Origin of the sequence: Alteromonas pelagimontana, from assembly GCF_002499975.2 — a bacterium.
GTDB lineage: Bacteria > Pseudomonadota > Gammaproteobacteria > Enterobacterales > Alteromonadaceae > Alteromonas > Alteromonas pelagimontana.
On record NZ_CP052766.1, the window covers coordinates 2,402,121 to 2,426,090 of the forward strand.

27 protein-coding genes are annotated in these 23,970 nt (G+C 46.9%); 10 read left to right on the forward strand and 17 right to left on the reverse strand.

Annotation, left to right across the window (positions count from 1 at the left end):
* Nucleotides 1–255: 255 nt before the first annotated feature.
* The 3 genes from zntR (at nucleotide 256) to CA267_RS10655 (ending at nucleotide 3,078) form a co-directional block, all read left to right on the forward strand.
* Nucleotides 256–681 carry a Zn(2+)-responsive transcriptional regulator gene (gene zntR, locus CA267_RS10645; RefSeq protein WP_075607502.1) on the forward strand — a complete coding sequence of 142 codons (426 nt, stop codon included), beginning with the start codon at nucleotides 256–258 and terminating at the stop codon, nucleotides 679–681.
* Nucleotides 678–1,919: an SO_0444 family Cu/Zn efflux transporter gene (locus CA267_RS10650; protein WP_075607501.1), complete on the forward strand. Its 1,242-nt coding sequence runs from the start codon at nucleotides 678–680 to the stop codon at nucleotides 1,917–1,919. The genes zntR and CA267_RS10650 overlap by 4 nt, the downstream gene beginning before the upstream one ends.
* A 166-nt stretch (nucleotides 1,920–2,085) precedes the next feature.
* On the forward strand, nucleotides 2,086–3,078 hold the full coding sequence (locus CA267_RS10655; RefSeq protein ID WP_075609896.1) for a YihY/virulence factor BrkB family protein: 993 nt from the start codon (nucleotides 2,086–2,088) through the stop codon (nucleotides 3,076–3,078).
* 17 nt (nucleotides 3,079–3,095) lie between these two features.
* Here CA267_RS10655 and CA267_RS10660 read toward each other — a convergent pair whose 3' ends face one another.
* The gene (locus CA267_RS10660) at nucleotides 3,096–3,680 is read right to left on the reverse strand and encodes an acyl carrier protein phosphodiesterase (RefSeq protein ID WP_075607500.1); all 585 of its coding nucleotides are present in this window, start codon (nucleotides 3,678–3,680) and stop codon (nucleotides 3,096–3,098) included.
* Between the two features lie 92 nt (nucleotides 3,681–3,772).
* Between CA267_RS10660 and CA267_RS10665 the strand changes: the two genes are divergently transcribed.
* The gene (locus CA267_RS10665) at nucleotides 3,773–4,276 is read left to right on the forward strand and encodes a GAF domain-containing protein (protein ID WP_075607499.1); all 504 of its coding nucleotides are present in this window, start codon (nucleotides 3,773–3,775) and stop codon (nucleotides 4,274–4,276) included.
* Nucleotides 4,277–4,305: 29 nt separating this feature from the next.
* Here CA267_RS10665 and arfB read toward each other — a convergent pair whose 3' ends face one another.
* The 5 genes from arfB to CA267_RS10690 all read right to left on the reverse strand — a co-directional run bounded on the left by arfB (nucleotide 4,306) and on the right by CA267_RS10690 (nucleotide 9,106).
* Nucleotides 4,306–4,719 (reverse strand): alternative ribosome rescue aminoacyl-tRNA hydrolase ArfB, encoded by a 414-nt coding sequence (gene arfB / locus CA267_RS10670; RefSeq protein WP_075607498.1) that lies wholly within the window; start codon nucleotides 4,717–4,719, stop codon nucleotides 4,306–4,308.
* 219 nt (nucleotides 4,720–4,938) lie between these two features.
* A complete protein-coding gene (locus CA267_RS10675) occupies nucleotides 4,939–5,130 on the reverse strand; it encodes a CsbD family protein (RefSeq protein WP_075607497.1) in 192 nt (63 codons plus the stop codon).
* 229 nt (nucleotides 5,131–5,359) lie between these two features.
* On the reverse strand, nucleotides 5,360–7,597 hold the full coding sequence (locus CA267_RS10680) for a xanthine dehydrogenase family protein molybdopterin-binding subunit (RefSeq protein ID WP_075607496.1): 2,238 nt from the start codon (nucleotides 7,595–7,597) through the stop codon (nucleotides 5,360–5,362).
* Nucleotides 7,584–8,609, reverse strand: coding sequence for an FAD binding domain-containing protein (locus CA267_RS10685; RefSeq protein WP_075607495.1), 1,026 nt, complete (start codon nucleotides 8,607–8,609; stop codon nucleotides 7,584–7,586). The genes CA267_RS10680 and CA267_RS10685 overlap by 14 nt, the downstream gene beginning before the upstream one ends.
* On the reverse strand, nucleotides 8,606–9,106 hold the full coding sequence (locus CA267_RS10690; protein ID WP_075607494.1) for a (2Fe-2S)-binding protein: 501 nt from the start codon (nucleotides 9,104–9,106) through the stop codon (nucleotides 8,606–8,608). The genes CA267_RS10685 and CA267_RS10690 overlap by 4 nt, the downstream gene beginning before the upstream one ends.
* A gap of 267 nt (nucleotides 9,107–9,373) precedes the next feature.
* Between CA267_RS10690 and CA267_RS10695 the strand changes: the two genes are divergently transcribed.
* Together CA267_RS10695 and cysE are read left to right on the forward strand one after the other, a co-directional pair.
* Complete coding sequence (locus CA267_RS10695; protein ID WP_075607493.1) at nucleotides 9,374–10,096, forward strand: hypothetical protein; 723 nt, start codon at nucleotides 9,374–9,376, stop codon at nucleotides 10,094–10,096.
* Between the two features lie 263 nt (nucleotides 10,097–10,359).
* A complete protein-coding gene (cysE, locus tag CA267_RS10700) occupies nucleotides 10,360–11,172 on the forward strand; it encodes a serine O-acetyltransferase (protein WP_075607492.1) in 813 nt (270 codons plus the stop codon).
* Here cysE and CA267_RS10705 read toward each other — a convergent pair.
* The 7 genes from CA267_RS10705 to CA267_RS10735 form a co-directional block, all read right to left on the reverse strand.
* Nucleotides 11,158–11,877 (reverse strand): HAD-IA family hydrolase, encoded by a 720-nt coding sequence (locus CA267_RS10705; protein ID WP_075607491.1) that lies wholly within the window; start codon nucleotides 11,875–11,877, stop codon nucleotides 11,158–11,160. The genes cysE and CA267_RS10705 overlap by 15 nt on opposite strands.
* A gap of 152 nt (nucleotides 11,878–12,029) precedes the next feature.
* Nucleotides 12,030–12,728, reverse strand: coding sequence for a DUF484 family protein (locus CA267_RS10710; protein ID WP_075607490.1), 699 nt, complete (start codon nucleotides 12,726–12,728; stop codon nucleotides 12,030–12,032).
* On the reverse strand, nucleotides 12,725–13,555 hold the full coding sequence (gene dapF, locus CA267_RS10715; RefSeq protein WP_075607489.1) for a diaminopimelate epimerase: 831 nt from the start codon (nucleotides 13,553–13,555) through the stop codon (nucleotides 12,725–12,727). The genes CA267_RS10710 and dapF overlap by 4 nt, the downstream gene beginning before the upstream one ends.
* Nucleotides 13,556–13,591: 36 nt before the next feature.
* A complete protein-coding gene (lysA, locus tag CA267_RS10720) occupies nucleotides 13,592–14,842 on the reverse strand; it encodes a diaminopimelate decarboxylase (RefSeq protein ID WP_075607488.1) in 1,251 nt (416 codons plus the stop codon).
* The gene (gene lptM / locus CA267_RS10725; protein ID WP_097349097.1) at nucleotides 14,843–15,001 is read right to left on the reverse strand and encodes an LPS translocon maturation chaperone LptM; all 159 of its coding nucleotides are present in this window, start codon (nucleotides 14,999–15,001) and stop codon (nucleotides 14,843–14,845) included.
* Between the two features lie 49 nt (nucleotides 15,002–15,050).
* Entirely contained in the window at nucleotides 15,051–16,118 is a 1,068-nt protein-coding gene (locus CA267_RS10730) for an MJ1255/VC2487 family glycosyltransferase (RefSeq protein WP_075607487.1), read from the reverse strand.
* Nucleotides 16,119–16,122: 4 nt separating this feature from the next.
* Nucleotides 16,123–16,644 carry a phosphatase PAP2 family protein gene (locus CA267_RS10735; protein WP_075607486.1) on the reverse strand — a complete coding sequence of 174 codons (522 nt, stop codon included), beginning with the start codon at nucleotides 16,642–16,644 and terminating at the stop codon, nucleotides 16,123–16,125.
* A 243-nt stretch (nucleotides 16,645–16,887) separates the two neighbouring features.
* Between CA267_RS10735 and rraA the strand changes: the two genes are divergently transcribed.
* A complete protein-coding gene (gene rraA, locus CA267_RS10740) occupies nucleotides 16,888–17,373 on the forward strand; it encodes a ribonuclease E activity regulator RraA (protein WP_075607485.1) in 486 nt (161 codons plus the stop codon).
* Nucleotides 17,374–18,349: 976 nt separating this feature from the next.
* On the opposite strand, the gene CA267_RS10745 is transcribed toward rraA, so the two are convergent.
* Genes CA267_RS10745 through mpl form a run of 3 tightly spaced genes read right to left on the reverse strand, consistent with a single transcriptional unit; the run spans nucleotide 18,350 to nucleotide 21,155 of the window.
* Entirely contained in the window at nucleotides 18,350–19,162 is an 813-nt protein-coding gene (locus CA267_RS10745) for a S1/P1 nuclease (protein WP_075607483.1), read from the reverse strand.
* A gap of 4 nt (nucleotides 19,163–19,166) precedes the next feature.
* The gene (locus tag CA267_RS10750; RefSeq protein WP_075607482.1) at nucleotides 19,167–19,796 is read right to left on the reverse strand and encodes a flavin prenyltransferase UbiX; all 630 of its coding nucleotides are present in this window, start codon (nucleotides 19,794–19,796) and stop codon (nucleotides 19,167–19,169) included.
* A 9-nt stretch (nucleotides 19,797–19,805) separates the two neighbouring features.
* Nucleotides 19,806–21,155 (reverse strand): UDP-N-acetylmuramate:L-alanyl-gamma-D-glutamyl-meso-diaminopimelate ligase, encoded by a 1,350-nt coding sequence (mpl, locus tag CA267_RS10755; protein WP_075607481.1) that lies wholly within the window; start codon nucleotides 21,153–21,155, stop codon nucleotides 19,806–19,808.
* 337 nt (nucleotides 21,156–21,492) lie between these two features.
* On the opposite strand from mpl, the gene CA267_RS10760 reads away from it, so the two are divergent.
* From CA267_RS10760 to CA267_RS10770, 3 genes are all read left to right on the forward strand, one after another.
* A complete protein-coding gene (locus tag CA267_RS10760; protein WP_075607480.1) occupies nucleotides 21,493–22,470 on the forward strand; it encodes a class 1 fructose-bisphosphatase in 978 nt (325 codons plus the stop codon).
* Nucleotides 22,471–22,641: 171 nt separating this feature from the next.
* Complete coding sequence (gene ppa / locus CA267_RS10765; RefSeq protein ID WP_075607479.1) at nucleotides 22,642–23,175, forward strand: inorganic diphosphatase; 534 nt, start codon at nucleotides 22,642–22,644, stop codon at nucleotides 23,173–23,175.
* A 73-nt stretch (nucleotides 23,176–23,248) separates the two neighbouring features.
* Entirely contained in the window at nucleotides 23,249–23,728 is a 480-nt protein-coding gene (locus tag CA267_RS10770) for a DUF3299 domain-containing protein (RefSeq protein ID WP_075607478.1), read from the forward strand.
* A gap of 11 nt (nucleotides 23,729–23,739) precedes the next feature.
* Here CA267_RS10770 and CA267_RS10775 read toward each other — a convergent pair whose 3' ends face one another.
* On the reverse strand, nucleotides 23,740–23,958 hold the full coding sequence (locus tag CA267_RS10775) for a VF530 family protein (protein ID WP_075607477.1): 219 nt from the start codon (nucleotides 23,956–23,958) through the stop codon (nucleotides 23,740–23,742).
* Between the last annotated feature and the right edge of the window lie 12 nt (nucleotides 23,959–23,970).

Here is a 23,970-nt window from a genome sequence, read left to right on the forward strand (position 1 = left end):
CCTTTGAAGGTGTAGGCCCTTAGAAGACAATGCGCTACAAGTGGCCGAAAGACGCCGTAATTATGCCAGACAAAACTGTGAATTTATACAGCGTAAGAGCAACGGTAGATTAAACCGTAAGTACAGAAGAAGATACTCGTAGTGAAGGCCTAAAGCAGAATTGTAGGTAGCCTGAGAAACAAAAAACACTCGATATCACGGATATTTTTATTACACTTGACTCTAGAGCCAGGTCCAGAGTTTATAATGCATCCCATGAAAGAATCATCAACACTAAAAATAGGTGAGTTGGCGAAAGAAGCCGGCGTTACCGTCGATACGATCCGCTTTTATGAAAATAAAGGTTTGCTGGCACCATTGCAGCGGTCGCAGGGAGGGTATCGAATCTTCGCCCAGTCGGATAAAGAGCGACTGTTGTTTATTCAACGGGCGAAAAAGGTGGGCTTCACATTGGATGAAATTGGCGAGCTGCTGGAGCTGCAACTTCATCCCGGCGATCACACCTGCGAAGAAGTGAAACATCACACCCAGCAGAAAATTGATCAGGTAAGCGAAAAAATTGGTGAATTGGTGCGTATTCAGCGTTCGCTGCAGCGGCTTCATACTGCCTGCTGCGGAGGCCCGGAAAGCGCCGACCATTGTTCTATTTTGCAAATATTAGCGTCTACGGAACCATTATGAACGATTTAGCATTACTGGCACAAAACTTTGTTAGTCTATTTATGGAATCGGCGCCCTGGTTATTACTGGGATTGCTGGTCGCTGGCGTCATGCACGAGTTGGTGCCTATCTCGTTGCTACAAAAGCACATGGGCTCTAACTCATTTGGCGCGGTGGGAAAATCTGCAATTATTGGCGCGCCACTGCCGCTGTGCTCCTGCGGTGTTATTCCCGCCGCCGTAGGGCTAAGGCGAAGCGGTGCTTCGAAACCGGCTACGGTATCGTTTTTAGTGTCGACGCCTGAAACCGGGGTCGATTCTGTTGCTGTTTCCTACGCGCTGTTAGGCCCTTTATTCGCCATTGTACGGCCTGTTGCCGCGGTTATCAGCGCTGTGTATGCAGGATTGATGGTGAAGTGGTTTGATACCGACAGTAGCGAAAATAGTAAAACGCGAGCTGTGTCTTCTACTTCAGAGCAAAAAAGTTGTTGCTCTGGCTCTCCTGCGGCAAAGGCTAAAACCAGTGAATCGACCTCTTGTTGTAGCAGTAAAGCGGCGGCAACGCCTGCAGTTTCTACGTCCTGTTGTGGCAGTAAGCCCGCTGAGTCGGTACCTGCTCCATCAGATTGTTCAGGTACCGCGCCCAGTGCGACAATAAAAACTGAAAGCAGGGAAAAAGGCAATATTGCCACTGTTTTTCAATTCGCCACCGGCCAGCTGTTGGCTGATATTGCAGTATGGTTACTAATTGGTTTAGTACTCGCGGCCGTCATTCAAACCTGGGTGCCTACTAACTTTTTAACCCAATGGGGCGATGGTTTTATTGCCATGCTGATAATGGCAGTAATCGGCATTCCTATGTACATCTGCGCCACTGCATCGACACCTGTTGCCGTGGGCTTTTTGGCTGCGGGATTGTCTCCCGGTTCGGTACTGGTATTTTTACTGGCAGGCCCGGCGACGAATATTTCCACCATGGGCGTAATAGTCAAGGAACTCGGGATGCGTTCTTTATACCTCTATCTGTTTAGCGTGGTGTCGGCCAGTATTGGTTTGGGCTACGCGCTTAATTGGGCGGTCGACGCTTTCAGTTTGCAGGGCTTCATTACCAGTGGTCAAGGCGCTCATGAACATGGTCAATGGAATGCAGTTTATGCGCTGTGTGCAGTGGTACTGGCGGGGCTTATTATCCGCCTGGGGTGGCAAAATCTTCAGCAGCGCTTTAGTAAGGAATCGGCAACTAGCAGTTGCTGTCATTAACTTTCCTAAGCACCAGGGAACGATTCACTGGTGCTTCCTTTCTGGTGATTATTTCTCATAGCATCCTGACGCCGTTGTAAACCTCTGAGCTAAATAGCCAGTACACATTAAACAGACCGGATTAATGATGTCGCCGGTAGACACGTTAAATGAGGTGGCAGAGACAATGGCAACGAGAAAAGGTAACGAGGCAGATACATTTACAGAGCTGCCAATGACGGCATGGTGGACAATTCTAAAACGCGTTTACACAAAAATGCAGCAGCACAATTTGTCACTCATCGCCGCCGGTGTAGCATTTTATTTCTTACTTGCCATTTTCCCGCTGCTGGCCGGCATTATTTCTCTGTATGGTTTATTAGTTTCGCCTGATGAACTGCAAGATCATATGACGTTGCTTATTAACGTAGTACCTGCAGACAGCCGTTACATCATCGAAAATCAGCTTGAAAGCCTTATCAATAACTCGAACGTGGCGTTGAGTTCGGGTTTTATCATCAGCCTTATTCTTACTTTATGGAGTAGCAGCAAAGGTGCGAACGCCCTAATCACTGCCTGCAATATTACTTACAACGAAACCCATAGCAGAAGCTTCTTAAAAGCGATTTTGGCGCGCATGGTGTTAACTGCGTGCATTATTATTGTTGTCATTACGTCGTTGATATTTATTACTGTTTTACCCCAGTTACTTAGCTGGCTGACAGGAAACTGGTTGTCAGATGATGCAGCTCGTTGGATTACCTGGCCCGTATTAATGTTGGTTTTTAATGCTGGCTTGGCCACCTTATATCGCTATGGCCCACATCGCGCGCCTGCAAAATGGACATGGGTGACGCCGGGATCGTTGCTGGCTACTGTGGTGTGGGTGATAGGCTCGTTAGCTTTTTCATTTTATCTGGCAGAATTTGCTACCTATAACAAAACCTATGGTTCGGTGGGCGGAATAGTCATTTTATTAATGTGGCTTTATTTAAGTGCTTATATCATTTTGCTGGGAGCAGAATTTAACTCTGCCATGGAGCTTCAGACCGAGCGCGACAGTACCACCGGAACGCCCAAACCTAAGGGAGCGCGAGGCGCTTTCGTGGCAGATCATTCGCCTCAGGATGCACCTGATACACATTCAACCCCATCGTCGTTTAAAGAAAGAAAAAGCTAGCCAAAATCGCCTGCTACTTACAATTCCGGACTGTGCGCGGCGACATGTGCGATTAATTGAGGGAAAAATGCTGTAAAGCATTCTTCAAGCGCCTGATAATTTGGCGTGATTTCTTCAATGCTGCCATTGAATTGATTGGGAAACCGGATCCGCGCTGAAATTTTATCCAGCGCAAAGGCCACACCATTTAGCGCCCGATAGTTGCTTAACCAGCCTTGTTCAACCATACTGCCGACAACGGGTTGCATTTGAGCTGGCATAATGGCAATGCGTTGTTCCAACCGTTGATAAGCTTGATCACAAAAGCTGTCAAAATCTGTAGCACTATAGTTCAACCAATGCTTGATCAAGTAATGGTCAAATAACACGTCCAAGGCTATTCCTGCAAAACGCCTTCTCTGCGCACTAAAGCAGCTTTTGGCTTCTTTTACGTAAGGGTGGTTGTCAGTGTACGCGTCTACTAAATAATGATTTCGTAGCCCCGCTACTACATCTGCAGAATAGGCGCTTGTGTCGACGCCTCGGCGGAAGTCCCCCAGCAGGTTGCCGAAATGGGAATCGGGAGTGGGCTGGGCAAGATACAAATGAGCAAGGTAATTCATCTACAATAGAATAGCATATGACAGACAAGCGGGGATGATGTCATATGCATTGCGCTTTTTCTGCTTTTACTCTTTAGCAACTATAGGAATGTATGACAAACCACACGGTTTTAAAAACTGAATCAGATCGACTGAGCGCGCTTTACCAACTAGAAATTTTAGATACGCCGCCCGATGAGCGTTTCGATGCCATTACTGCAAAAGCCCAGCAATACTTCAACAGTTCAATATGTCTTATCAGTTTCGTAGCCGACGATCGACAATGGTTTAAATCCCGCCAGGGATTAGATGCTGTTGAAACTGAGCGTCACGTGTCTTTTTGTGCTTATGCCATAGCAGAAGAAGAATACCTTTATATTCCCGATACTCACGAAGACTTCAGGTTTCGCAATAATCCATTAGTAAAAGGTGCACCTTTTATCCGCGCCTATGCTGGCGCCATTATTTATTCCCCTGACGGTTATGCGTTGGGTACATTATGTATTATTCATAACGATGTGTTGGTGCTATCCGACGAAGACATTACTATGCTGATGAAATTCGCAAAGATGGTGGAAGCAGAGTTGGCGGCTCAACAACAGTCGGTAGAGCAGTAAGTTGACATAAGCTAAAACGATTCGCTTAGTTATATATCCACTTTTTGACGCATTTGTTTAGTCTGACTGAGTTTCTTTTTAGCTTCTTTGCGGCGGATCTTTGCCCCTTTGCTAATCCGCGTAGGCTTGCGCTTTTTCTTCACTACCGTACCAGAAACAATCCATTCTGAAAGTCGCTTTAATGCGTCGAGCTTGTTTTGTTCCTGAGTGCGGTAACTTTGCGCTTTTAGCACAAATACGCCGTCTGTATTTACCCGATTGTCGGATTGTTCCAGCAGTCTTTGCTTTAATTCAGAGGGAAGGGAAGAGGCTTGTATATCAAAACGTAAATGAATAGCGCTACTGACTTTATTGACATTCTGGCCTCCGGCACCTTGCGCTCTGATGGCACTCAGCTCAACGTCGTCATCGGCAAGTTGTAAAGTGGGAGTAATGTCTATCATGAGCAGCCATTGTCTTAATTTAAATTGAAGAGTGAATTTTCAGGAGTGCCAAACGTTTGATTATGATATTGCATTTTCTCACAATCGAAATAGAAACGCTCCCGATAAAAGGTATCGGGAGCGTAAGCATTTTAAATGCTAAGTAATGGAAATGCCACTTGCGCAGATATGTATGAATAAGAGACATCAGGTGGCCGCATTACTACATTAGTGGGTTATTTAGCGAAAGTGTTCGTCCACTTCTTTTTCAGCTTCTTCGCGACTTTTGCCGTATTTCTGCTGAATTTTACCGACCAGTTCGGTACGCTTTCCATCAATGACATCTAAATCATCGTCGGTTAATTTACCCCACTTCTGCTGAACGTTGCCTTTAAGCTCTTTCCAGTTACCTTTCATACGATCACTGTTCATCGTGTCCTCCTTAGGGATTTTCTAACCTTGCGAATTCTTTTCGCACGGTATAGTAGATAAGCAAGTGCTATACCAAATAAAGGGTATTACCTAAGGCATTGAAAAACAAATACTTTTCAACGATTTTAAAATTCCCGTATTGAATGTTGAACCAGGCGATTTACTCTTTTACAAGGCCAGTGAAGGATTTACTCCAACAGGCCTGCGCCAGAAGTTCAGCTGAGAATCTTCACTTACTGTTACACAGCACTTTATCCAAGGTGATAGGAAACTCTCTGAACCTGACACCGATAGCGTCGGTTACTGCATTGGCGATAGCCGCACCAGAGCCGGTGATACCCAATTCACCGATACCTTTTGAACCCAGCTTGCTGGCTTTGTAGTCGGGCTCTTCAATGAAGTGTACTTCTATATCACCGATATCCCGATTAACCGGAATGTGATATTCGGCGAAATCGCAGTTAATAAAGCTGCCGTCCCGCTGGTCGGTAACAAGATTTTCCATTAGCGCATATCCTGCGCCCCAAATCATCCCACCTCCCAGTTGGGACGTAGCAGTTTTGTGATTGAGGATTTTGCCCGCTGAAAATACACCAAGCTGGCGGATCACTCTTATTTCGCCAGTCACCGTGTCAACTTCAACCTCAGCAAACTGCGCGCCGGTGGAGAATTGGGCGTAGTTATCATGATCATCTCCAGGGGCGATACTCGCTTCGACGCTCAGCTTGTCTTTACCCGACTTACCAATAAGAGTGGCAATGGAAGACGCCGCTAATTCTTTTCCCGAGCCTTTTTCAGATAACACTATCCGTTCGTCGGCAAATCGGATAGCTGCGGAACTTTCTTTATAGCCCGACAGCTGGCAAACTTTTTGCGCCAGCTTTTCGCACGCTAATAATACTGAAGAGCCAGAGCTTGAAGCTCCGAATGAACCTCCGGAGCCACTGGACGCCGGGGATGTGCTATGACCGAGGTCAACAGTGACCTTTGCCGTGTCGATGCCAAAGTAATCTGACACGATTTGCGTGAGTATGGTGTAAGTGCCTGTGCCGATGTCTGTCATGTCGGTGCTTACCTTTAAGCTTCCATCGGCAGTGAGCGACAACTGTGCAGCGCTTGGGGTGATCATATTCAACCGTACGGCTGAAGCAACACCGAAGCCGCGCCGCTTGTTTCCATTTGTACTGGATTGACGTTCTGCCCAGCCGAATTTTTTCGCGCCCTCCTCAAAACATTGCTTTAATGCGTGACTGGAAAAAGGTTTGCCTGACACCGGATGTTTATCCGGCATATTATTGATGCGGAACGTTAACGGGTCGATATTACTCTTGCGCGCGACTTCGTCGATGGCAGATTCAAAAGCCAGTGAACCAATAGCATCACCTGGCGCACGGGTGGAATCCAGCAACGGCGAATCAACGACTTTTACCCTATGCGTGCTGCTGATAGCATCTGCGCGGTAGGTCGATCTTGCACCTGCGCCTGTTGGCTCGGCAAACTGATAATCTCTGGCCATCGGCATGTAACTGTTGTGCCGAATACTGGTAAGCGCTCCGTTTTCATCACTCCCCAGCGTCATATGTTGGTAGGAATGGCCACGATGAGGTGCATTTTTGAAGACTTGCCGGCGGCTCAACGCTATTCGAACGGGTTGATTTAGATGCAGGGCGCCCAGACAGGCTAATATAGTCTCGTTAAATACGCCTAACTTAGAACCAAAGCCGCCCCCAACGTACGGGCTGTGCACCACAACGTTTTCAGGTTCCATTTTTAGCGTAGTGGCAATCGCTTCAACGGCAGAGGCCACTACCTGTACGCTCATATGCACATGCAGTTTGGTGCCATCAAACTCAGCCACACAAGCATGAGGTTCCATGGCGGCTGAGACCTGAGTGGGCGTCTGATAAGTTACGTTAACCAGAGACTGCGCGCGCTGCTGTGCAGCGGCTATTTCGCCCATGCTGGCATCAGCTTCAAGGCCGCCATCCAACGATTCTGGTACGTCGCGTGCTTCTTCTGGCGAAGTTAACAGATTAGGTGCTTCTTCATCTGTGCTTACCGCGACGAGGCTGGCGGCGTAGCGAGCTTGCTCAAGGGTATCTGCAATTACCAGCGCCACCGGAAAGCCGAAATAGCGGATTTTAGCATCGTTCAACATCGCCCGGCTTTGCTTAAAACGGCCTTTGTCTTCAGGCTGGCCAAACGGAAGCTGAGAGGGCGCATTAAGGTGGGTGAGCACCGCTTTAACTCCTGCTTGCTTCTCAGCCTCTGTCGTATCAATTGCTGTAATAGTACCGCGCGGAATAGTGGCTCCCACTATCCATCCCGCCAGAGGCTTTTGCGACGGCAGATATTCGGCAGCGTAGGTGGCCTTGCCTTGTACTTTAAGTGGTCCGTCAACGCGATTGAGTGGTTGTCCTACTGCGCTTACCTTGGAATGTGCGTTAGTTGCATTAGCGTTGGCCATACATTGCTCCTTGGTGAGTGGGATGATCCTGCTGAAATTGCGCAAGTGTAGAAACGACATTTTTCATCGTATTGACAAGCAGTGGAATTTTAAAATCATTGTGACCAAAGCCGGTGGCATCCGCGATTTCTGCTTGTGCGGCCTGCTCAAGTAAATCGTCACTAAGAGTGTTGCCCTGCAAAAGACCTTCAGCTTTAATTGCATGCCATGGTTTGACGCCTACGCCGCCAAAAGCAAGGCTAATACTTGCGATGGCGTGGTCATCCATCTGCAACGTACAGGCAACAGAAACCAGAGCAAAGGCATAAGACGATCTGTCCCTCACTTTGCGATAGAGGTGCACGCCTCTTTCTTTTTTGGGAATGGTGACCGCTACAATCAGCTCATCTTCTTGTAAACAGGTTTCCTGCTCTGGGGTGTCTTCAGGTAGCTGATAAAGATTGCGTACCGGAATGGCTCTGACTTCACCCGCTCTGTTACGGGTATGAACAGTTGCATCCAGAGCTGTCATTGCCACTGCCATATCAGATGGATGCGAAGCAATGCAATGTTTGCTGGTACCCAAAATTGCATGGTTGCGGTTGTAACCTTCCATCGCAGCACAGCCAGAACCTGGCTCGCGTTTATTGCAAGATTTTGCGGTATCGTAGAAATAGTAACAGCGCGTTCGTTGCAGTAAGTTGCCGCCGGTGGTTGCCCGGTTTCGCAGTTGCACGGTTGCGCCAGAAAGTAACGCCTGAGAAAGCAGGGACAAATCGCTGCGGCTATAGGCAAAATTCGCCAGCTCCGTATTTGTCACCATTGCGCCAATTTCATAGGCAGTGTCTGTTTCATTAATATAATTGGCATCATGCCAGGCCGATAAATCTATTAGCTGTTCAGGCTCTTCAATCTGGTACTTCATCAAATCGACAAGGTTGGTGCCGCCAGCTAAAAATTTACTTGAGGAAAAGTGCGGAATAGAAGAAAGCTGTTTGTCGTTTTTCAGACGATGTAGGGCGAAAGGTTTCATGATGTTGCCTCCTTCTCCATTACCTCTTCCACGGCAGCAAGAATATTAGGATAGGCGCCACAACGGCATAAATTGCCACTCATTCGCTCTTTTAAATCTTCTTTGCGAGTATAGTCTTGGTCAAAAGATAACGTACTAGGTTCACCCCGGGCCAGTTCAGACATCACTGCCACGGATGAACAAATCTGTCCAGGCGTACAATATCCACATTGAAACGCGTCGTTATCAATAAATGCCTGTTGTACGGGATGTAGTGCGCCTTCCTCGCTGATCCCTTCAATAGTGGTCACGGAACAGTCTTCCAGTTGGAACGCAAACACCAGGCACGAATTAACGCGTTTTCCATCCACAAGCACGGTGCAGGAACCGCATTGTCCATGGTCGCAACCTTTTTTAGTGCCAAACATGGATAAATGCTGATGCAGAAAATCCAGCAGAGTGGTGCGTGGATCGTCTGGTATTGGATATTCGGTCTGGTTAATCGTTATCACTGACATTGGATGGCCTTTGTTCTCAGGTTTAAATTAACTGCAACATCCGCATGACAACAGCTGCAGTTACTCAGATCCAGTGGTGTTGAACCTGAATTAATCCTTAACTTATACTCATCCACATTGATGTATGATCAGCTCAGAGACAGAGGAATTCAATCAATGCTGATTACGTCGACTGTGCCGGATTAGTGTTAATGTGGGGAAGGCGGTATGGCGATAATCATTCTATTTTGATAGGGTGATGGTACAACCTTGAAAGAAATTGTGAGTATGGATAACTCCCCTGATTACACCAAGTACTCAGAAAATGAGCTGGTGGATGTCATTAATAATATGGATGCCGCGCGTTATCCCGAACGCTTTGCTAACGCTCAGTCTGAACTGAAAAGTAGACGTGAAGTTAAGGCTGACTGTGAAAAACCAGCGCTTCCTCCCATTGTTCTCACGCCACAAGAGAAGCGCAGAAAGGCGCTCGTTGAGCGGACATCAATATTGCTGATCTCCTCTATCCTCATTTCGCTTTTTATTCAACCTATGTTTATTCCTTCTCGCTGGTGGGGAGAGCATGTTTTGCCGAGCACGTTTATTGTTACATTGCTGGCGACACTTGCGCTAATAAAGGAGCTTTTCAATCGGGGGGCTTATTACCAACTTATTAAACGCAAAGCGCCACGATCTTATCTGGGGTTGTTGTTTTTTCCGCTATTATTTGGGGGTTTTGCCTGGTACATAATAGCGTTTCTTTTACCGGTATTATTACACGGCGTCGCCGACAACACCCGCTATCAGAAGCAGGCTAGTTATCAGATTGTCGAGGGGCGAAAGTATTGTCGAAGCAGAATTAAAGTAAGCCAATTAGATGAATTTGAAGATACGCATTTGTGTATTTCTTTTAATTCTTTACGCCACGCAAAATACGAGCAAGGTAGAGCAATTATTAGAGGTGAAACCTCTATTTTCGGCTTAAAGGTCGCGTCGGTACAGTTTCTTTAATCAATACAACATTGCTGCACAGATAGATATCAAACGCACATTTTGCAGTAATTCAGCAGCGATACCCGGATAAAGAAGTCCGATTGAAAGTGATTTCAATGCCGACTGACGAAGGTGTTCATGCTCAATCCCCGTACTGGTTCAGAAGGATTCCACATGCCAGCGACTGGCAAGTAAGTTAAAATAGATTTCAACCATTGAAAATCTTATTCAGAGCTCCACTTCGGTGCGACAGGCTCGCAAATTATTATCCGGAAGCTAGTATGCAGAAACGTCCCGACACCGCCAATTTTTGGCTTGCGGTAAAAAAAGAAGCACAAATTATTGCCGATAAAGAACCGCTGCTAGCCAGCTTTATTCACGCCTGTATTCTTACTCATCATAATTTCGAGTCATCCCTTAGTTTTATTTTGTCCAATAAAATTGCTGATGATGTCATGCCGGCGTTGGCGATACGTGAAGTGTTCGATGAGGCTTATTTATTGGAACCTGCCATATTTGAAGCGGCAATTGCTGACATTGCAGCCATTTTCAATCGCGATGCAGCGGTAAAGGACTATCTGACACCGCTACTGCACTTCAAAGGTTTCCATTCTGTTCAGGTACACCGCCTGGCGCATTACCTCTGGTCACATGATCGCGTTCAACTGGCGCTTTTTCTGCAAAGTCGTAATTCTGAAAACTTTGGTGTAGATATTCATCCGGCAGCGACAATCGGCAAAGGCGTGATGTTTGATCACGCCACCGGTATTGTTGTGGGAGAAACTGCGGTTATCGAAGATAACGTTTCAATTTTACAAAGTGTGACGCTTGGCGGAACCGGGAATGAATCTGGCGATCGTCATCCAAAAATTCGCCAGGGAGTGTTAGTTGGCGCTGGCGCCAAAATTTTGGGAAATATCGAAATTGGGGAAGGTTCGAAAGTAGGAGCGGGCAGTGTGGTGCTAAATAATGTACCGCCTCACGTAACTGTTGTAGGTGTTCCGGCAAAGGTAGTGGGCCGGCCTTGTTGCAATCGGCCCTGCGACTCCATGAAGCAGAACGTACTGGAAGACAACGCGTTAATCGACGAGTAACAATAACTCGTCGAAGCTATCCAGAGCCACGTGCGGTAACACATGCACTGGTTCCTGGTTGAGTATCATAGGGCGGTCGCAGGCAAACCACGCAGCCTGAAAGCCTGCCGATATCGCCCCGTATACATCTTTTATCAGATTATCGCCGACATGCAAAATTTGCGCGTGAGGCACGTTGATATGCGCCACTGCTTCATCAAACATGTGGGGATGTGGCTTCATCGGCCGCTCAAGGCTGGCATGGTAAATAGTGCTGAAATAAGGCTGAATGCCAATGCGCTGCGCATCAACGTTGCCATTGGTAATGCCTATCAACGGAATACGCTGTGAAAGCACAGCCAAAACCTCGTGAACATGCTCTTCTAATTGTAGATTGCTGCGGGCACCGTAAAAACAGTCAAAACATTCCTGGGCCGCAATATCCAGCACATCTTCCGCTGTAATGTCATGTTGCAACGCTGCCCTCAAAGTACGTAACCGCAGCTGTCCCATATCTGACGCCAGTTCTGGAGTCTGGCTAATCAGGCCGCGTTGGATTTTTTGCCATTCATGCTTTGGCAAAGCCGATGTCTTCGGGTATCGGCTTGTAATGTGCGCCAGCAGTGCTTTTTCAGCGGCTTCGATAACAGGGCTGTTGTCGTAAAGCGTATCGTCGAGATCAAAGGTCATTGCTTTAATAGCAGAAATGGGTCGATAAAAGCGCATGAAATTCCTTATTTATTTCGATGCCAAAACACGCAGTAGCAACACTTTCGTTATATACATAAATGTGGCGTTTTTGCAGAACAGTGCGGCGTCACTGCCATTGAAGCAGATATTCAGCCAGTGGAATAGCAGACAGCGATATTGATTACCTGTCAGTAACCCAGCATGGGCGGCATTATTATATTTAACACCTGCTGAAGCTGTTTAAGTAACAACGTATCCATGTCCGGCGTAAAATGGGTGGCGTCGCCGCTACCTACTGCCAGTATTCCTAAGTCGTTATTATCGCCTAGCTGAATTAAGGCGACAGACTCAGCAATATCACCGCTGAATAACAGATATTTTTCGTGCTGGCTCAAACGGCCAAAAAAGAACTGGGATTTTTTAAACCGCTTTTCGGCAAACAAGCGGCGCTGTAGTTCGGGTAATGCGTGAGGTCCTTTAAAAAGCTTTAACGATACCGAAGCCAGTTGCAGGTTTTCCTGCAGCACCTCTTCCAGCTTCAATTGGATATCCAAGACAGATTTACATGTGAGTAACTGAACATTTAAGTCGGTATAAACACGGTAAATTTTTTCATTCTGTTTGGCGATACCAATTAACTGGTTAAGCTTGTAGTTCAGTTGGCGCACTTTTTTGCGCAGCTGCTCCCCTTGCAGTTCTACCAAAGAGACGCTGCCTTTCTGCTCGTGAGGAATAATCAGGCGTTCGAGCAATTCTGGGTATTGAGTGAAAAATTCAGGATTTTTAGCCAAAAATGCACGTACATCTTCCGCACTGACACTGTTGGCTTCATCATAACGCGGTTCCAGTGCCAGGGTGGTGCTTTTATAACTTGATCCATCACTCATAGGTTTATCTGTCCATCATAGATATGTTCTGCCGGACCTGTCATTTTTAATGTTGAGTCCTGGCCCTGCCAGCGAATGCGTAAGCTGCCGCCGGGTAGATCAACCTTCACATCCTTGCCTAATTTACCCTGCATTTGACCTATCGCAACGGCGGCGCAAGCCCCACTACCACAAGCCATGGTTTCGCCCACACCACGTTCAAACACGCGCAGCCGAATATGCTCCGTTGAAAGTATCTGCATAAAGCCAACATTTACCCCTTCAGGAAAACGCTCATGACGCTCCAGTAACGGCCCCACGGTTTCAACAGCGGCGGTATCTACATTATCGACTTCCAGTACACAATGCGGATTACCCATAGAAGCGGCACCATAAAACAACGTGTGCTCGCCTTCGCGAATAAGATAGGTTTTTTCCTGCTTGTTGGCTTTGTGCGGAATGTCGGCGGGTTCAAAGGAAGGCTTACCCATGTTCACGGTGACCTGCCCATCCTTTTCTAAATAGAGCACCATTTTCCCCGCTTTGGTACTCACAATAATTTTATTGCGGTTGATAAGGCCCTTCATTTTTACAAAGCGGGCGAAACAGCGGGCGCCATTGCCGCATTGTGAAACTTCTGACCCGTCAGCATTAAAAATGCGGTAATGGAAATCCTGCTCAGGATCGTAAGGAGGCTCTACCATCAGTAGCTGGTCAAAACCAATACCAAAATGCCTGTCAGCAAGTTGCTGAATCTTTTCTTTAGAGAAATAAACATTCTGGGTCACGTTATCAATGACCATAAAGTCATTACCCAGACCATGCATTTTGGAAAACTGAACTTGCATCAACAGCGCGTCTTTAATTCTTAAACTTCCTCTAGTTTACGTAAGTTTATGCTCTCCTTTCCAGAGTTCTTTTTGATTTTCTCGCTCACGCACCACAATCACATTACTTCCGTCTACCATAATTTCCGCCGGACGACAGCGGCTATTGTAGTTTGAAGCCATCACAAAACCATAAGCCCCAGCGCTTCTTACCGCCAGTAAATCACCTGCAGCTACCGCTAATTCACGATCTTTACCCAGGAAGTCTCCGGTTTCGCAGACTGGGCCTACCACATCATAGGTGCGACTCGGCGCATCTGTGCGGATATCGACGCGCACAATGTTTTGCCAAGCAGAATATAATGCCGGACGTAGTAAATCATTCATTGCAGCGTCAACAATGGCAAAATGCTTTTCTTCACCTTCTTTGATAAATTCGACTTCGGTAACCAAAATGCCGGCATTTGCGGCAATGGCTCGTCCAGGTTCTAAAATGAGTTTCAGGTTTTCTCGACCAGCCATTTTTTCCGCCATGGCCGCCGCGTATTCTTTGGGATGAGGAGGACTTTCCTGATTATAAGTGACGCCGAGACCGCCACCTAAGTCGAGATGACGAATAACAATATCTTTTTTCGCCAGTACATCAATCAGTTCCAGTAGCCGTTCTAACGCATCAACGAAAGGGCCGATAGTTGTCAATTGCGAACCGATATGACAATCCATGCCTAGTACATCAAGGTGAGGAAGTGACTGCGCCAATTCATATGTAGCAACGGCACGTTCCCGCGGAATACCAAATTTATTTGCTTTGAGACCGGTAGAAATATAAGGATGAGTATTGGCATCCACGTCTGGATTGATGCGCAAAGATATAGGTGCAACTTTACCTAATTGGCCAGCGACTTCGTTAATCCGGTGAAGTTCTGGCTCAGATTCTACGTTAAAACAAAGAATATTCTGTTCCAGCGCATACCGGATTTCTGCGGCTTTTTTACCGACACCTGAAAATACCACTTTACCTGGATCGCCACCCGCCTCAATAACGCGCGCCAGTTCGCCGGCAGAAACAATGTCAAAACCCGAACCTAATTTGGCCAATACGCTTAGCACACCAAGATTAGAATTTGCTTTTACCGCATAACATACCAGATGAGGGTGATCCCCCAACGCATCATTAAAAGCATGCCAATGGCGTTCGAGCGTAGCGCGAGAATAAATATATAAAGGGGTGTGATGGTCGGCGGCGATATCGGTAACCGAGACATCTTCGGCGTACAACAGGTTGTCGCGATAGGCAAAATGATCCATTTAATTACGGTCTCCCGGCGTGGTTGCGGGGGCGGCTTCTTGCGTTGGTTGGTTGTCAGTAGCGTCTTCGGGAAGATAAAGCGCGCCACGATAACCGCAACCAGCTAAAGCCAACTGAGAAAGCACCAGTAAACACAGCAAAAAACGTTTTTTCAGCACAAGTGTCCCGCAGATATTCGTAGTTTGCCGTTATCATCGCATTGCAACGCTAAAATGCAAGCGACAATAGCTTTTCGCGGGTTTTATCGCCGTACTGCACCTGCTTCCAAAGTGTGTCACAAAGGGTTTGCGTATCTTGCCAGTTGCCTGTCTTCAGCCAGTCAAGCAAGATCCCCGGATTATCGGGAAAGATAATTCCCTCGTTTTCCGGGGCATCGAGCCACTCTTCGACAATATCGGTATCCAGCTGGAAGAGCGTTTGACACAAACCCAGCCGGTTTAACATCAGCACATTCGACAGCTGTTCAAACTGTCCGTGCAGCGGCTTGATAAGAAGCTTTTTACCCAAATGAAGCGCTTCGCTGGCAAGCTCGAAGCCGCCATTGGCAATTACGCCAGTGCAGTGTTGAAGTGCGGATTGAAAGCCCGATTTCGACGGCGGGTACCATTTCACGTGATGCCGGCGTTTTGCGGTACTCACTGCGGGGTGGTAACACACAAACTGCTGCTCACTAAGCGGTTCCAGCATCTGCTGAATGTCGCTGATGTCTTCAAAAGGCAGATACACCAGCACGTGCTGACGTTCGGGAATCGCTGCTGGCTTGTCAGCAACAAATGGTGGAAGAATAGGTTGATTAAAGTGAAACCAGTGTATGCCAAGTTGAACGTCTGTGGGCGCAAAATACTTTAACAATGCCCTATCCAGAATATTGTCACCCGCTTTGGGTACGGGATAGACAAACGCCGCTTGATGACTGATAGAGATAGCCGGAAGCCCAGCGCGCCTTGCTGCCCAGGCAGTCACAGGTTCAAAATCATTAATATGCAAATCGTAATCTGCTACATCAAACGCTTTCACATCCTGCATGAACTGGCGGAAATGATTGTCTCTTACTGTGGCCCATTTATCCACTTTGCCGTGACAGGTAATAAAGCTGAGCCCTTTTAAAGCACGATAATTACCAAATATGTCCATATCAAAATATTTATCTGGCTGGCGACCGGTGAAGACAAAATCAACTTCAAAGTCATCGCGGGTGGCAAATGCCGCTGCCATAATCCGCGCTCGGGCGATGTGGCCGTTCCCCGTGCCTTGCACACCATACAATATTTTCATTTTTTTATGCCAAAGCCATTAAGCTCAATGAAGCGATTGTTATTCCTAATAAAGCGCCTGCCAACACGTCTGTCGGATAATGTACGCCCAATAGGATGCGAGAAAGGCCAATAAGAGCAGCCCAGGTATAAGCCAGTACCGCGAATGGGGGGTAAAAATGTGCGACAATACAGGCCATTAACCACGCCGCAGCGGTATGTCCGGAAGGCAGAGAGAATTTATCTGAAGGCCTGATATGCGCTTTCAACTGCGTTAACAATACGTAGGGGCGCGGGCGTTTAAATAGCTTTTTTAATACCACGTAGACTGGAAGTTCCAGGCTATATGCCATCAACGCCGTATACAGAAATAGTTCGCCATGGCTGTATTCAAACGCCCACAACAACATACCTATAACAAAATATAAGTAGCCATCGCCGGTGCGGGATAACCAGATGATTGCTCTACAATCCCTTTTGTGGGTTAAACGGTAAATACGATAAAAAAGGTCGGTATCGTATTGCCGTAGCGATTTTAGCCTGTTCAATGCTTTGCCCCATCACGGTGGACTAAATAAAGCCTAAAAGGCCACGATGAATATGGGGTGACAGAAAAAAGAAACCTTTATGACATTGCCTGAGAGCTGATGAAGGTAAAGAAGCTAAAGGTTTAATTTGGAATTGACGAAAGGACCATTCCTATTGCGAGAAATAATGCTATGCTAGATCGACATTCCGCGGGAACCTGCCCGTCCGGTCAAACGCATTTTACACTAAGAAAAGGCTCTGCAATGGATTATAACACTTCCGAATTATGCGATTTATTTGCTGATAGCGTTGATGTGGTCGATCCGATGTTTATAAGTTACGGCGGTCGTTATTCCTTTGGCGGCGAAATCACAACAATAAAATGTTTTGAAGATCGCGGACTCATTGACCGGGTGCTGGCTCAGCCCGGTACAGGCAAGGTGCTTTTGATTGATGGAGGTGGTTCTACGCGACGCGCGTTAATTGATGCAACTTCTGCACAGCTTGCAATCGATAACGACTGGGAAGGCATCGTCTGTTATGGCAGTGTTCGGGAAGTCGATATGCTATCCGATTTCGATATTGGCATTCTGGCCATTGCCGCTATTCCCGTGAACGCAGACAGCGAGAGCGTGGGGGATGTTGATATTCCTGTAAACTTTGGCGGCGTAACCTTCCTGCCGGAAGATCACCTTTATGCTGACAGCACTGGCGTTATTTTATCGCCAGAGCCGCTAGACCTGGAGTAGGTTGCTGCTGCGCCCAGGCTTTACATCACCAGAACCGGGATGAAGAGCGTGTTATATGAACGGAACAGGATAGAGCTTGTTCCGTTTTTTGTTTAAGTCTTGCCGCGCGCGATTATCTTCGACTATATAATGAACAAACTGAGCAATGGAAACGGGCAGTGAGCAACAATAATTATGGTGGGGCTGCTGCTCGCTATGCGAGATTGCTGAGCGATCACACAGCCAGATTTTGATTGTAAGACTATTTTAATTTTCTAAATAGAAGGTTCGTAAACGCAACTGCGAAGTGTGCCACTCGCAAATTAAGTCGTGCTCGTAATACATCGAACACACCTCAGGTTGCTATCATTCATCCAATATTCATTTTCTTGAATCTGCACCAGTTGATATTGAAATTAGTACCAAATATGTCAATGGCGAGAGGATGTTTTACACTGGTCTTATTGAAACAAAACAATGAACGAGACAGAAGAACTATTAGCGCCCTGGATAACTATAGTTTTGAAATCGACGATGTTCGCATGGCTATGCGAGAGTTAAAGGCTTCATGTATTAAAGAATAAGTTGGATAAGCGTATGAATCTAAATGTTTTTCTTAAGCGTTTTGGTGGCATCTTATTATTCCTAATTTTAACACTAGCCACTTCAGCTTATGTGGGGAATTTAACACATCTGAGTAGAGAGGAAATGAGGGGGGTTCCTCTCGGGCCTCCAATATTATCCGCAACCTATTCAACTGTGTGGTCGGTGATTTCTGCTTATCTAATTATTTATTATTGTTTAAAAGCGGGAATCTATTATAGAGGTCTTAAATTAGGCATTGCAGGGTTCTGCCTTATAAGCCCTTGGCTAGTAGATTGGTTATGGGTAGGGTGGAAAATGTAGCCGCATATTTGGAGCGCAGGGGCTCCAAATATACGGATATGGATATAGCGTCTCGTAGCGCCGCTACGAAGAGTGGGCGGGCGCTCGCTATTTACTGTTCTTTCTGCTCACCAAATACCGCATTTAGATAAAGCGCCATTCTGATTCCAGCCTGTTGCAGACGTTGTTTAGCGATAGGCAGATAATCATAAAGATAATCGTAAGACATGTTGTTGGCGTCCTGCGGGTACAGGTCGTCACGAATTTTTGTGCTTTCGGCAATCCAGTCTTCCGGCTTTATGGTGTTCCACTCGCTGATATTTTGCTGGGTAATTTTTTCATCCAGCCAGTCTGTCCATTCGGTGTAGGAAAGCTTCCGTTGATCCAGCAGTTGCGAATCCCATACGCGGTGCAGGTTGGAATCTTCCCAGAAAAAACGTACCTTTACATCGTTGCCACCGCGATCGGTGCCGTTTCCGGCATGTAAGGGTTGATGTAAATCGCCGATAATATGTATAACAAAACGTAAAGCCAGTCGCTTTTCTTCTTCTGTCGCTTTGGGATCTTTCAATTTAGCGGTAAAACGCTTAAGCGCAGTATAAGCGTCGCCATGCTCCGGCGCTCCGGCTTCACCGTAAGTTTTCTCTTCCGGTACTGTTACGTAATGCCAGGGCGGTGAGATTTTTTGCCAGAACTCATCGGGGTCAGAGCGCATTTCATCAGCGTAAGTTGATGCTTCGGCCATGGATTCATTTGGTAACAAAGCCTCGATGGCTGCTTTAGCTTCGGGGTTTAAATGACGCTCTGCAATGGCGCCGGTAACCCTGTGTCCGGTTTGACCCCAGCCGTAAGCGGGCAGGCTGGTAATAAAACCCGTTAATAAACAAAGCGTGAGAGCGAAGTTCCTGTTTGCAGACGCTTGCATAATATTATTCCTCAGAAGGTTGATGTGACTGATAGCCCCAGCGGGCCATCAACGATTGGCTAATTCCTAAATGATCAAGAATGCGCGCGACAACGAAGTCTACCAAATCACTGATTGACTGCGGCTTGTGATAAAAGCCGGGGGCAGCGGGCATTATTGTGGCACCCATTTGTGACAGTTTTAACATGTTTTCCAAGTGGATGGAGGACAGCGGCATTTCTCTTGGCACCAGTATAAGCTGCCCGCGTTCCTTTAATACCACATCCGCCGCGCGCTCAATAAGGTTATCACTTGCACCTACAGCGATAGCAGATAATGTCCCTGTGGAGCATGGGCAAATCACCATATGCTTGGGGGCCGCAGAACCGGAAGCCACCGGGGAAAACCACTCTTCTTTGCCGCACACGCGCAACTGTCCTTCTGCAGCGTTAAAACGTTGCGTAAAAAAGGCAGTGGCTGCATCCGGCTGCGCCGGTATCTTTATATCTTCTTCCGTGGCAAACACCACTTTTGCGGCCGAAGATATCAGTATAAAAACCTGATATTGCGCTTGTACCAGAACTTCCAGTAAGCGCAATGCGTAAGGGGCCCCTGATGCGCCAGTAATGGCTAATGTAATTTGTTTTTCAAACATTGTTTTCCTTTAACATTCTGCCAACGCTTTTAGCAAACGCTGGTGAATATTTTCAAATCCGCCGTTGCTCATTACCAGAACATGATCGCCTGGCCTGGCAAGTTCTACAACACGATCTACGATAGGTTGCACCGTTTCAAAACATGCCGCTGGCGTTTCACTGGCTTCAGCGACATCCGCTAGAGACCAGTTCATACCTTTTGGTTCAAACAGTAAAACATTATCAGCAGCCTGCCACGACTGACCTAACGTTGTTTTATGTATTCCCATTTTCATAGTATTGGAGCGAGGTTCAAGCACGGCAATAATGCGGCTGTTCCCGACTTTATGACGAAGACCCGCCAGCGTGGTGGCTATGGCGGTAGGGTGGTGAGCAAAATCGTCGTAAACGGTTATGTTATTTACCACGCCTTTTATTTCCATGCGGCGTTTAACATTCTTAAACGTCGACAATGCAGCAACGGCATCATCCAGCGTAACACCCGCATGATGTGCTGCGGCGATAGCCATGATGGCATTATCCACATTATGCTGGCCTAGCAAACTCCAATTTACTGTTCCTACGTTTTCACCTTTGAATAATACGTCAAAAGCACTGCCATCCGCATTTATTGGCTGGGCTTGCCAGCACTCGCCCAAATATTGCTGCTCACTCCAGCAGCCTTTTTTCAAAGTATCCTGAAGCGGGGCATCCTCTCGTGGCGACAGAATGAGCCCATTAGCAGGCACCATCCTCACCAAGTGGTGAAACTGGGTTTGTATGGCGGCTAAATCAGGAAAAATATCGGCGTGATCAAATTCCAGATTATTTAAAATCAAGGTGCGGGGACGGTAGTGTACAAACTTTGAACGTTTGTCGAAAAAGGCGCTGTCGTACTCATCGGCTTCGATAACGAAAAAGGGGCTTTCGCCGATACGAGCGGAAACACCAAAGTTTTCAGGAATACCGCCAATAAGAAACCCGGGTTTTAGCCCCGCGTATTCCAGAATCCATGCGACCATGCTGCTGGTGGTGGTTTTGCCGTGGGTGCCGGCAATGCCTATTACCCAACGCTTGTTGAGCAGATTATCCAACAACCATTGGGGGCCACTGGTGTACGGAAGATTGCGGTCCAGCACATATTCCACCGCCGGGTTTCCCCGTGACATCGCATTGCCAATAATCACCATGTCAGGGCTGGGCTCAAACTGCTTCGGGTCGTACCCTTCGGTAAGAGTAATGCCCAGCGCTTCCAACTGTGTACTCATTGGCGGATAAACATTCCGGTCGGAACCGGTGACTGTATGGCCTAGCGATTTGGCTATCGCTGCGATCCCGCCCATGAAGCTGCCGCAGATGCCGAGAATGTGAACGTGCATAAACACCCTGCTCTAATTATCAGGGGAGATACTTTAGCAGAACCCTGGCGCTGAGCGAATAACTCATTTCCCTTACTGGCGTTCACGGTTACAATCTGAGCAACAATCGGAGTTTAAAGTCTCTCAGTGCAGGTTTTTTGGGGAAAGCGACAGAGTTTTATACCTTTGTTTGTTGGCTGCAATATTATCCAAATGCTGCATTTGCAGGTGCTTTTTCTGATTGTTCAGGTTTATCGGCATGAGCCAGTACGGGATGCTGTGGCAGCCATGCTGTGGCAGCCACGCTGTGCCAGCCTAAACCTTTTACCCTACAAACTAAAAAAGGCAAAAGCACACCATGAAACGATTAAATTCGCAACTACAGAAAGATGGCGCCCCACTTGAACTGATTCTGTTAATTCGCACGCTGTTAGCGGGCTGCAAGGAAATATCCTTTCGAGTCAGCCAGGGTGCATTAGCCGGTGTATTAGGTTCTACGTTGAGCGAGAACGTGCAGGGCGAAACGCAAAAAAAGCTGGATGTCATCTCTAATCAAATTCTAAAAGATACCCTAAGAGATTCCGGCTATGTAAAAGCAATATCTTCGGAAGAAGAAGATACTGTTGTGCCCTGCGATCCCAATGGTAACTACCTGGTGAGTTTTGATCCGCTGGATGGCTCATCGAATACTGAAATTAATAGTCTGATTGGTACCATTTTTTCTATTGCCCACGCGCCGCAATGGATGGAGCCTGATGATCCTTCTGCCTTTCTGCAGCCCGGCACTCAAATGGTGGCCGCGGGATATGTACTTTACGGCCCTTCTACCATGCTGGCGATGACAACCGGGCGGGGTACTCACATTTATACGCTGGATAAAACCCACGGCGGCTTTTTGTTAACCCATCCAAATGTTCAGGTGCCTCACGGAACTGCTGAGTTTGCTATTAATACCTCAAATCAGCGCCACTGGGAGATGCCGATTCAACAATACGTTGCTGATTTGCTAGCTGGCGAAGAAGGGCCGCGCAAAAAGGATTATAACATGCGGTGGGTGGCGGCGATGGTGGGCGATATTCACCGCGTACTTTGTCGCGGCGGCATTTTTATGTATCCTTTTGACAAGCGCAATCCTTCCAAGCCTGGAAAGCTACGCTTGTTGTATGAAGCCAATCCGATGGCATTTTTGATGGAGCAGGCGGGCGGGCTTGCCGATACCGGACAAGGCAGGATTATGGAAGTCATGCCAAGTGAAATTCACCAGCGCGTGCCGGTACTGATTGGTTCAAAAGAAGAAGTAGAAACCTGCCTGAGCTATTATCGCAAAGCTGGCTAGTGGCGGAGTTGGCGGCAAAATTGGGCTAATTGCGTTCTGAGAGGTTGTAACAGTTTTTATTTTGCCGCACTCGCCGTATACTTATGCTCGATTTATCCAGGAAAAGATGTGGTTTACCACTGCCTTTTCCTGGATGAATACTCTGTTAATGGTTTAAATAAAGGAATTACGATGAGCTTAAGCGCCGTTCCTGCAGGCAAAAAACTGCCTGATGAAGTGAATGTCATTATTGAAATCCCAGCCCATGCTGATCCGGTTAAATATGAAGTCGATAAAGATACCGGTGCCATGTTTGTTGATCGCTTCATGGCTACCTGCATGCATTACCCTACTAACTATGGTTATGTACCTAATACGTTATCCGAAGATGGTGATCCGGTAGATGTATTGGTTTTGACACCGTTTCCGTTGTTGAGCGGTTCTGTTATTGCGTGCCGTCCCGTGGGCGTGTTGAATATGACTGACGAGTCTGGAAAAGATGCAAAAATTCTCGCTGTGCCTGTAGATAAACTCTCTACCATCTATCGCGATGTAAAAGAAATGGCCGATGTGCCTGAGTTGCTTAAACTGCAAATCGAACATTTCTTTTCGCACTATAAAGATCTTGAACCTGGTAAATGGGTTAAAATCGACGGCTGGTCAGATGCAGCAGCTGCAAAAGATGAAATAACCAGTAGCGTAAAGCGTTTCGAAAAAAGCGAATAGTTAGTGGTACAGTGTTTTAGATAATCTGCAAAAGGGTCGCATTGTCGGGCCCTTTTTCTTTTTAAGGGAACTTATGCAACGACTGACGTTACAACACATTATTTTTCTCGCATTGAGCTTGGCTTTTGCGTTTTCTGCTAAGGCAGAGGAGCCTCAAGAAGTGTATTGGGAAGACTTAATACCAGAAGGGTTTAACGAACTTGATGCACCTGCCATTGCTCATGATGGGAAAATGACCCAGCTACAACCCAATGCACCAGTGGTTGATAAATATGATGGCCAGTATGTGAAAGTTCCTGGTTTTGTGGTGCCGCTGGAAGGCGATGAAAAACTGACAACAGAATTTCTTCTTGTACCTTATTTCGGGGCCTGTATTCATGTACCCCCGCCGCCATCTAATCAAATCGTTCATGTGAAGTTTAAAGAAGGTGTTCCCATCGAAAACCTCTATGACGCTATTTGGGTGACAGGAAAACTGTCAACAGACGGCTGGGCTGGCGATATTGCATCAGTGGGTTACACGATGGAAGGGGTGTCGGTCGCACCTTTTTAATAAAAGCAAAGCTAACTGAAAGTGCTGATATAAAGTTTTTCCACCTTGGTGCGGGCCCAGTCGGTTTTTCGTAGAAACTTAAGTGACGATTTGACCGACGGATCGCTTTTGAAGCAATTGATGTCGATGCGTTGCGCCAGGCCATCCCAGCCATAATAATCAACAAGCTGATTAACAATTTTTTCCAGCGTTAAGCCATGGAGCGGATTATCGGGCTGTTGAGTCGTCATAACAGGTTGCTC

Bases quoted from the DNA above. Each gene is read 5' to 3' on its own strand.
- zntR (WP_075607502.1), top strand. From the start codon at position 256: ATGAAAGAATCATCAACACTAAAAATAGGTGAGTTGGCGAAAGAAGCC.
- CA267_RS10650 (WP_075607501.1), top strand. From the start codon at position 678: ATGAACGATTTAGCATTACTGGCACAAAACTTTGTTAGTCTATTTATG.
- CA267_RS10655 (WP_075609896.1), top strand. From the start codon at position 2,086: ATGGCAACGAGAAAAGGTAACGAGGCAGATACATTTACAGAGCTGCCA.
- CA267_RS10660 (WP_075607500.1), bottom strand. From the start codon at position 3,680: ATGAATTACCTTGCTCATTTGTATCTTGCCCAGCCCACTCCCGATTCC.
- CA267_RS10665 (WP_075607499.1), top strand. From the start codon at position 3,773: ATGACAAACCACACGGTTTTAAAAACTGAATCAGATCGACTGAGCGCG.
- arfB (WP_075607498.1), bottom strand. From the start codon at position 4,719: ATGATAGACATTACTCCCACTTTACAACTTGCCGATGACGACGTTGAG.
- CA267_RS10675 (WP_075607497.1), bottom strand. From the start codon at position 5,130: ATGAACAGTGATCGTATGAAAGGTAACTGGAAAGAGCTTAAAGGCAAC.
- CA267_RS10680 (WP_075607496.1), bottom strand. From the start codon at position 7,597: ATGGCCAACGCTAATGCAACTAACGCACATTCCAAGGTAAGCGCAGTA.
- CA267_RS10685 (WP_075607495.1), bottom strand. From the start codon at position 8,609: ATGAAACCTTTCGCCCTACATCGTCTGAAAAACGACAAACAGCTTTCT.
- CA267_RS10690 (WP_075607494.1), bottom strand. From the start codon at position 9,106: ATGTCAGTGATAACGATTAACCAGACCGAATATCCAATACCAGACGAT.
- CA267_RS10695 (WP_075607493.1), top strand. From the start codon at position 9,374: ATGGATAACTCCCCTGATTACACCAAGTACTCAGAAAATGAGCTGGTG.
- cysE (WP_075607492.1), top strand. From the start codon at position 10,360: ATGCAGAAACGTCCCGACACCGCCAATTTTTGGCTTGCGGTAAAAAAA.
- CA267_RS10705 (WP_075607491.1), bottom strand. From the start codon at position 11,877: ATGCGCTTTTATCGACCCATTTCTGCTATTAAAGCAATGACCTTTGAT.
- CA267_RS10710 (WP_075607490.1), bottom strand. From the start codon at position 12,728: ATGAGTGATGGATCAAGTTATAAAAGCACCACCCTGGCACTGGAACCG.
- dapF (WP_075607489.1), bottom strand. From the start codon at position 13,555: ATGCAAGTTCAGTTTTCCAAAATGCATGGTCTGGGTAATGACTTTATG.
- lysA (WP_075607488.1), bottom strand. From the start codon at position 14,842: ATGGATCATTTTGCCTATCGCGACAACCTGTTGTACGCCGAAGATGTC.
- CA267_RS10730 (WP_075607487.1), bottom strand. From the start codon at position 16,118: ATGAAAATATTGTATGGTGTGCAAGGCACGGGGAACGGCCACATCGCC.
- rraA (WP_075607485.1), top strand. From the start codon at position 16,888: ATGGATTATAACACTTCCGAATTATGCGATTTATTTGCTGATAGCGTT.
- CA267_RS10745 (WP_075607483.1), bottom strand. From the start codon at position 19,162: ATGCAAGCGTCTGCAAACAGGAACTTCGCTCTCACGCTTTGTTTATTA.
- CA267_RS10750 (WP_075607482.1), bottom strand. From the start codon at position 19,796: ATGTTTGAAAAACAAATTACATTAGCCATTACTGGCGCATCAGGGGCC.
- mpl (WP_075607481.1), bottom strand. From the start codon at position 21,155: ATGCACGTTCACATTCTCGGCATCTGCGGCAGCTTCATGGGCGGGATC.
- CA267_RS10760 (WP_075607480.1), top strand. From the start codon at position 21,493: ATGAAACGATTAAATTCGCAACTACAGAAAGATGGCGCCCCACTTGAA.
- ppa (WP_075607479.1), top strand. From the start codon at position 22,642: ATGAGCTTAAGCGCCGTTCCTGCAGGCAAAAAACTGCCTGATGAAGTG.
- CA267_RS10770 (WP_075607478.1), top strand. From the start codon at position 23,249: ATGCAACGACTGACGTTACAACACATTATTTTTCTCGCATTGAGCTTG.
- CA267_RS10775 (WP_075607477.1), bottom strand. From the start codon at position 23,958: ATGACGACTCAACAGCCCGATAATCCGCTCCATGGCTTAACGCTGGAA.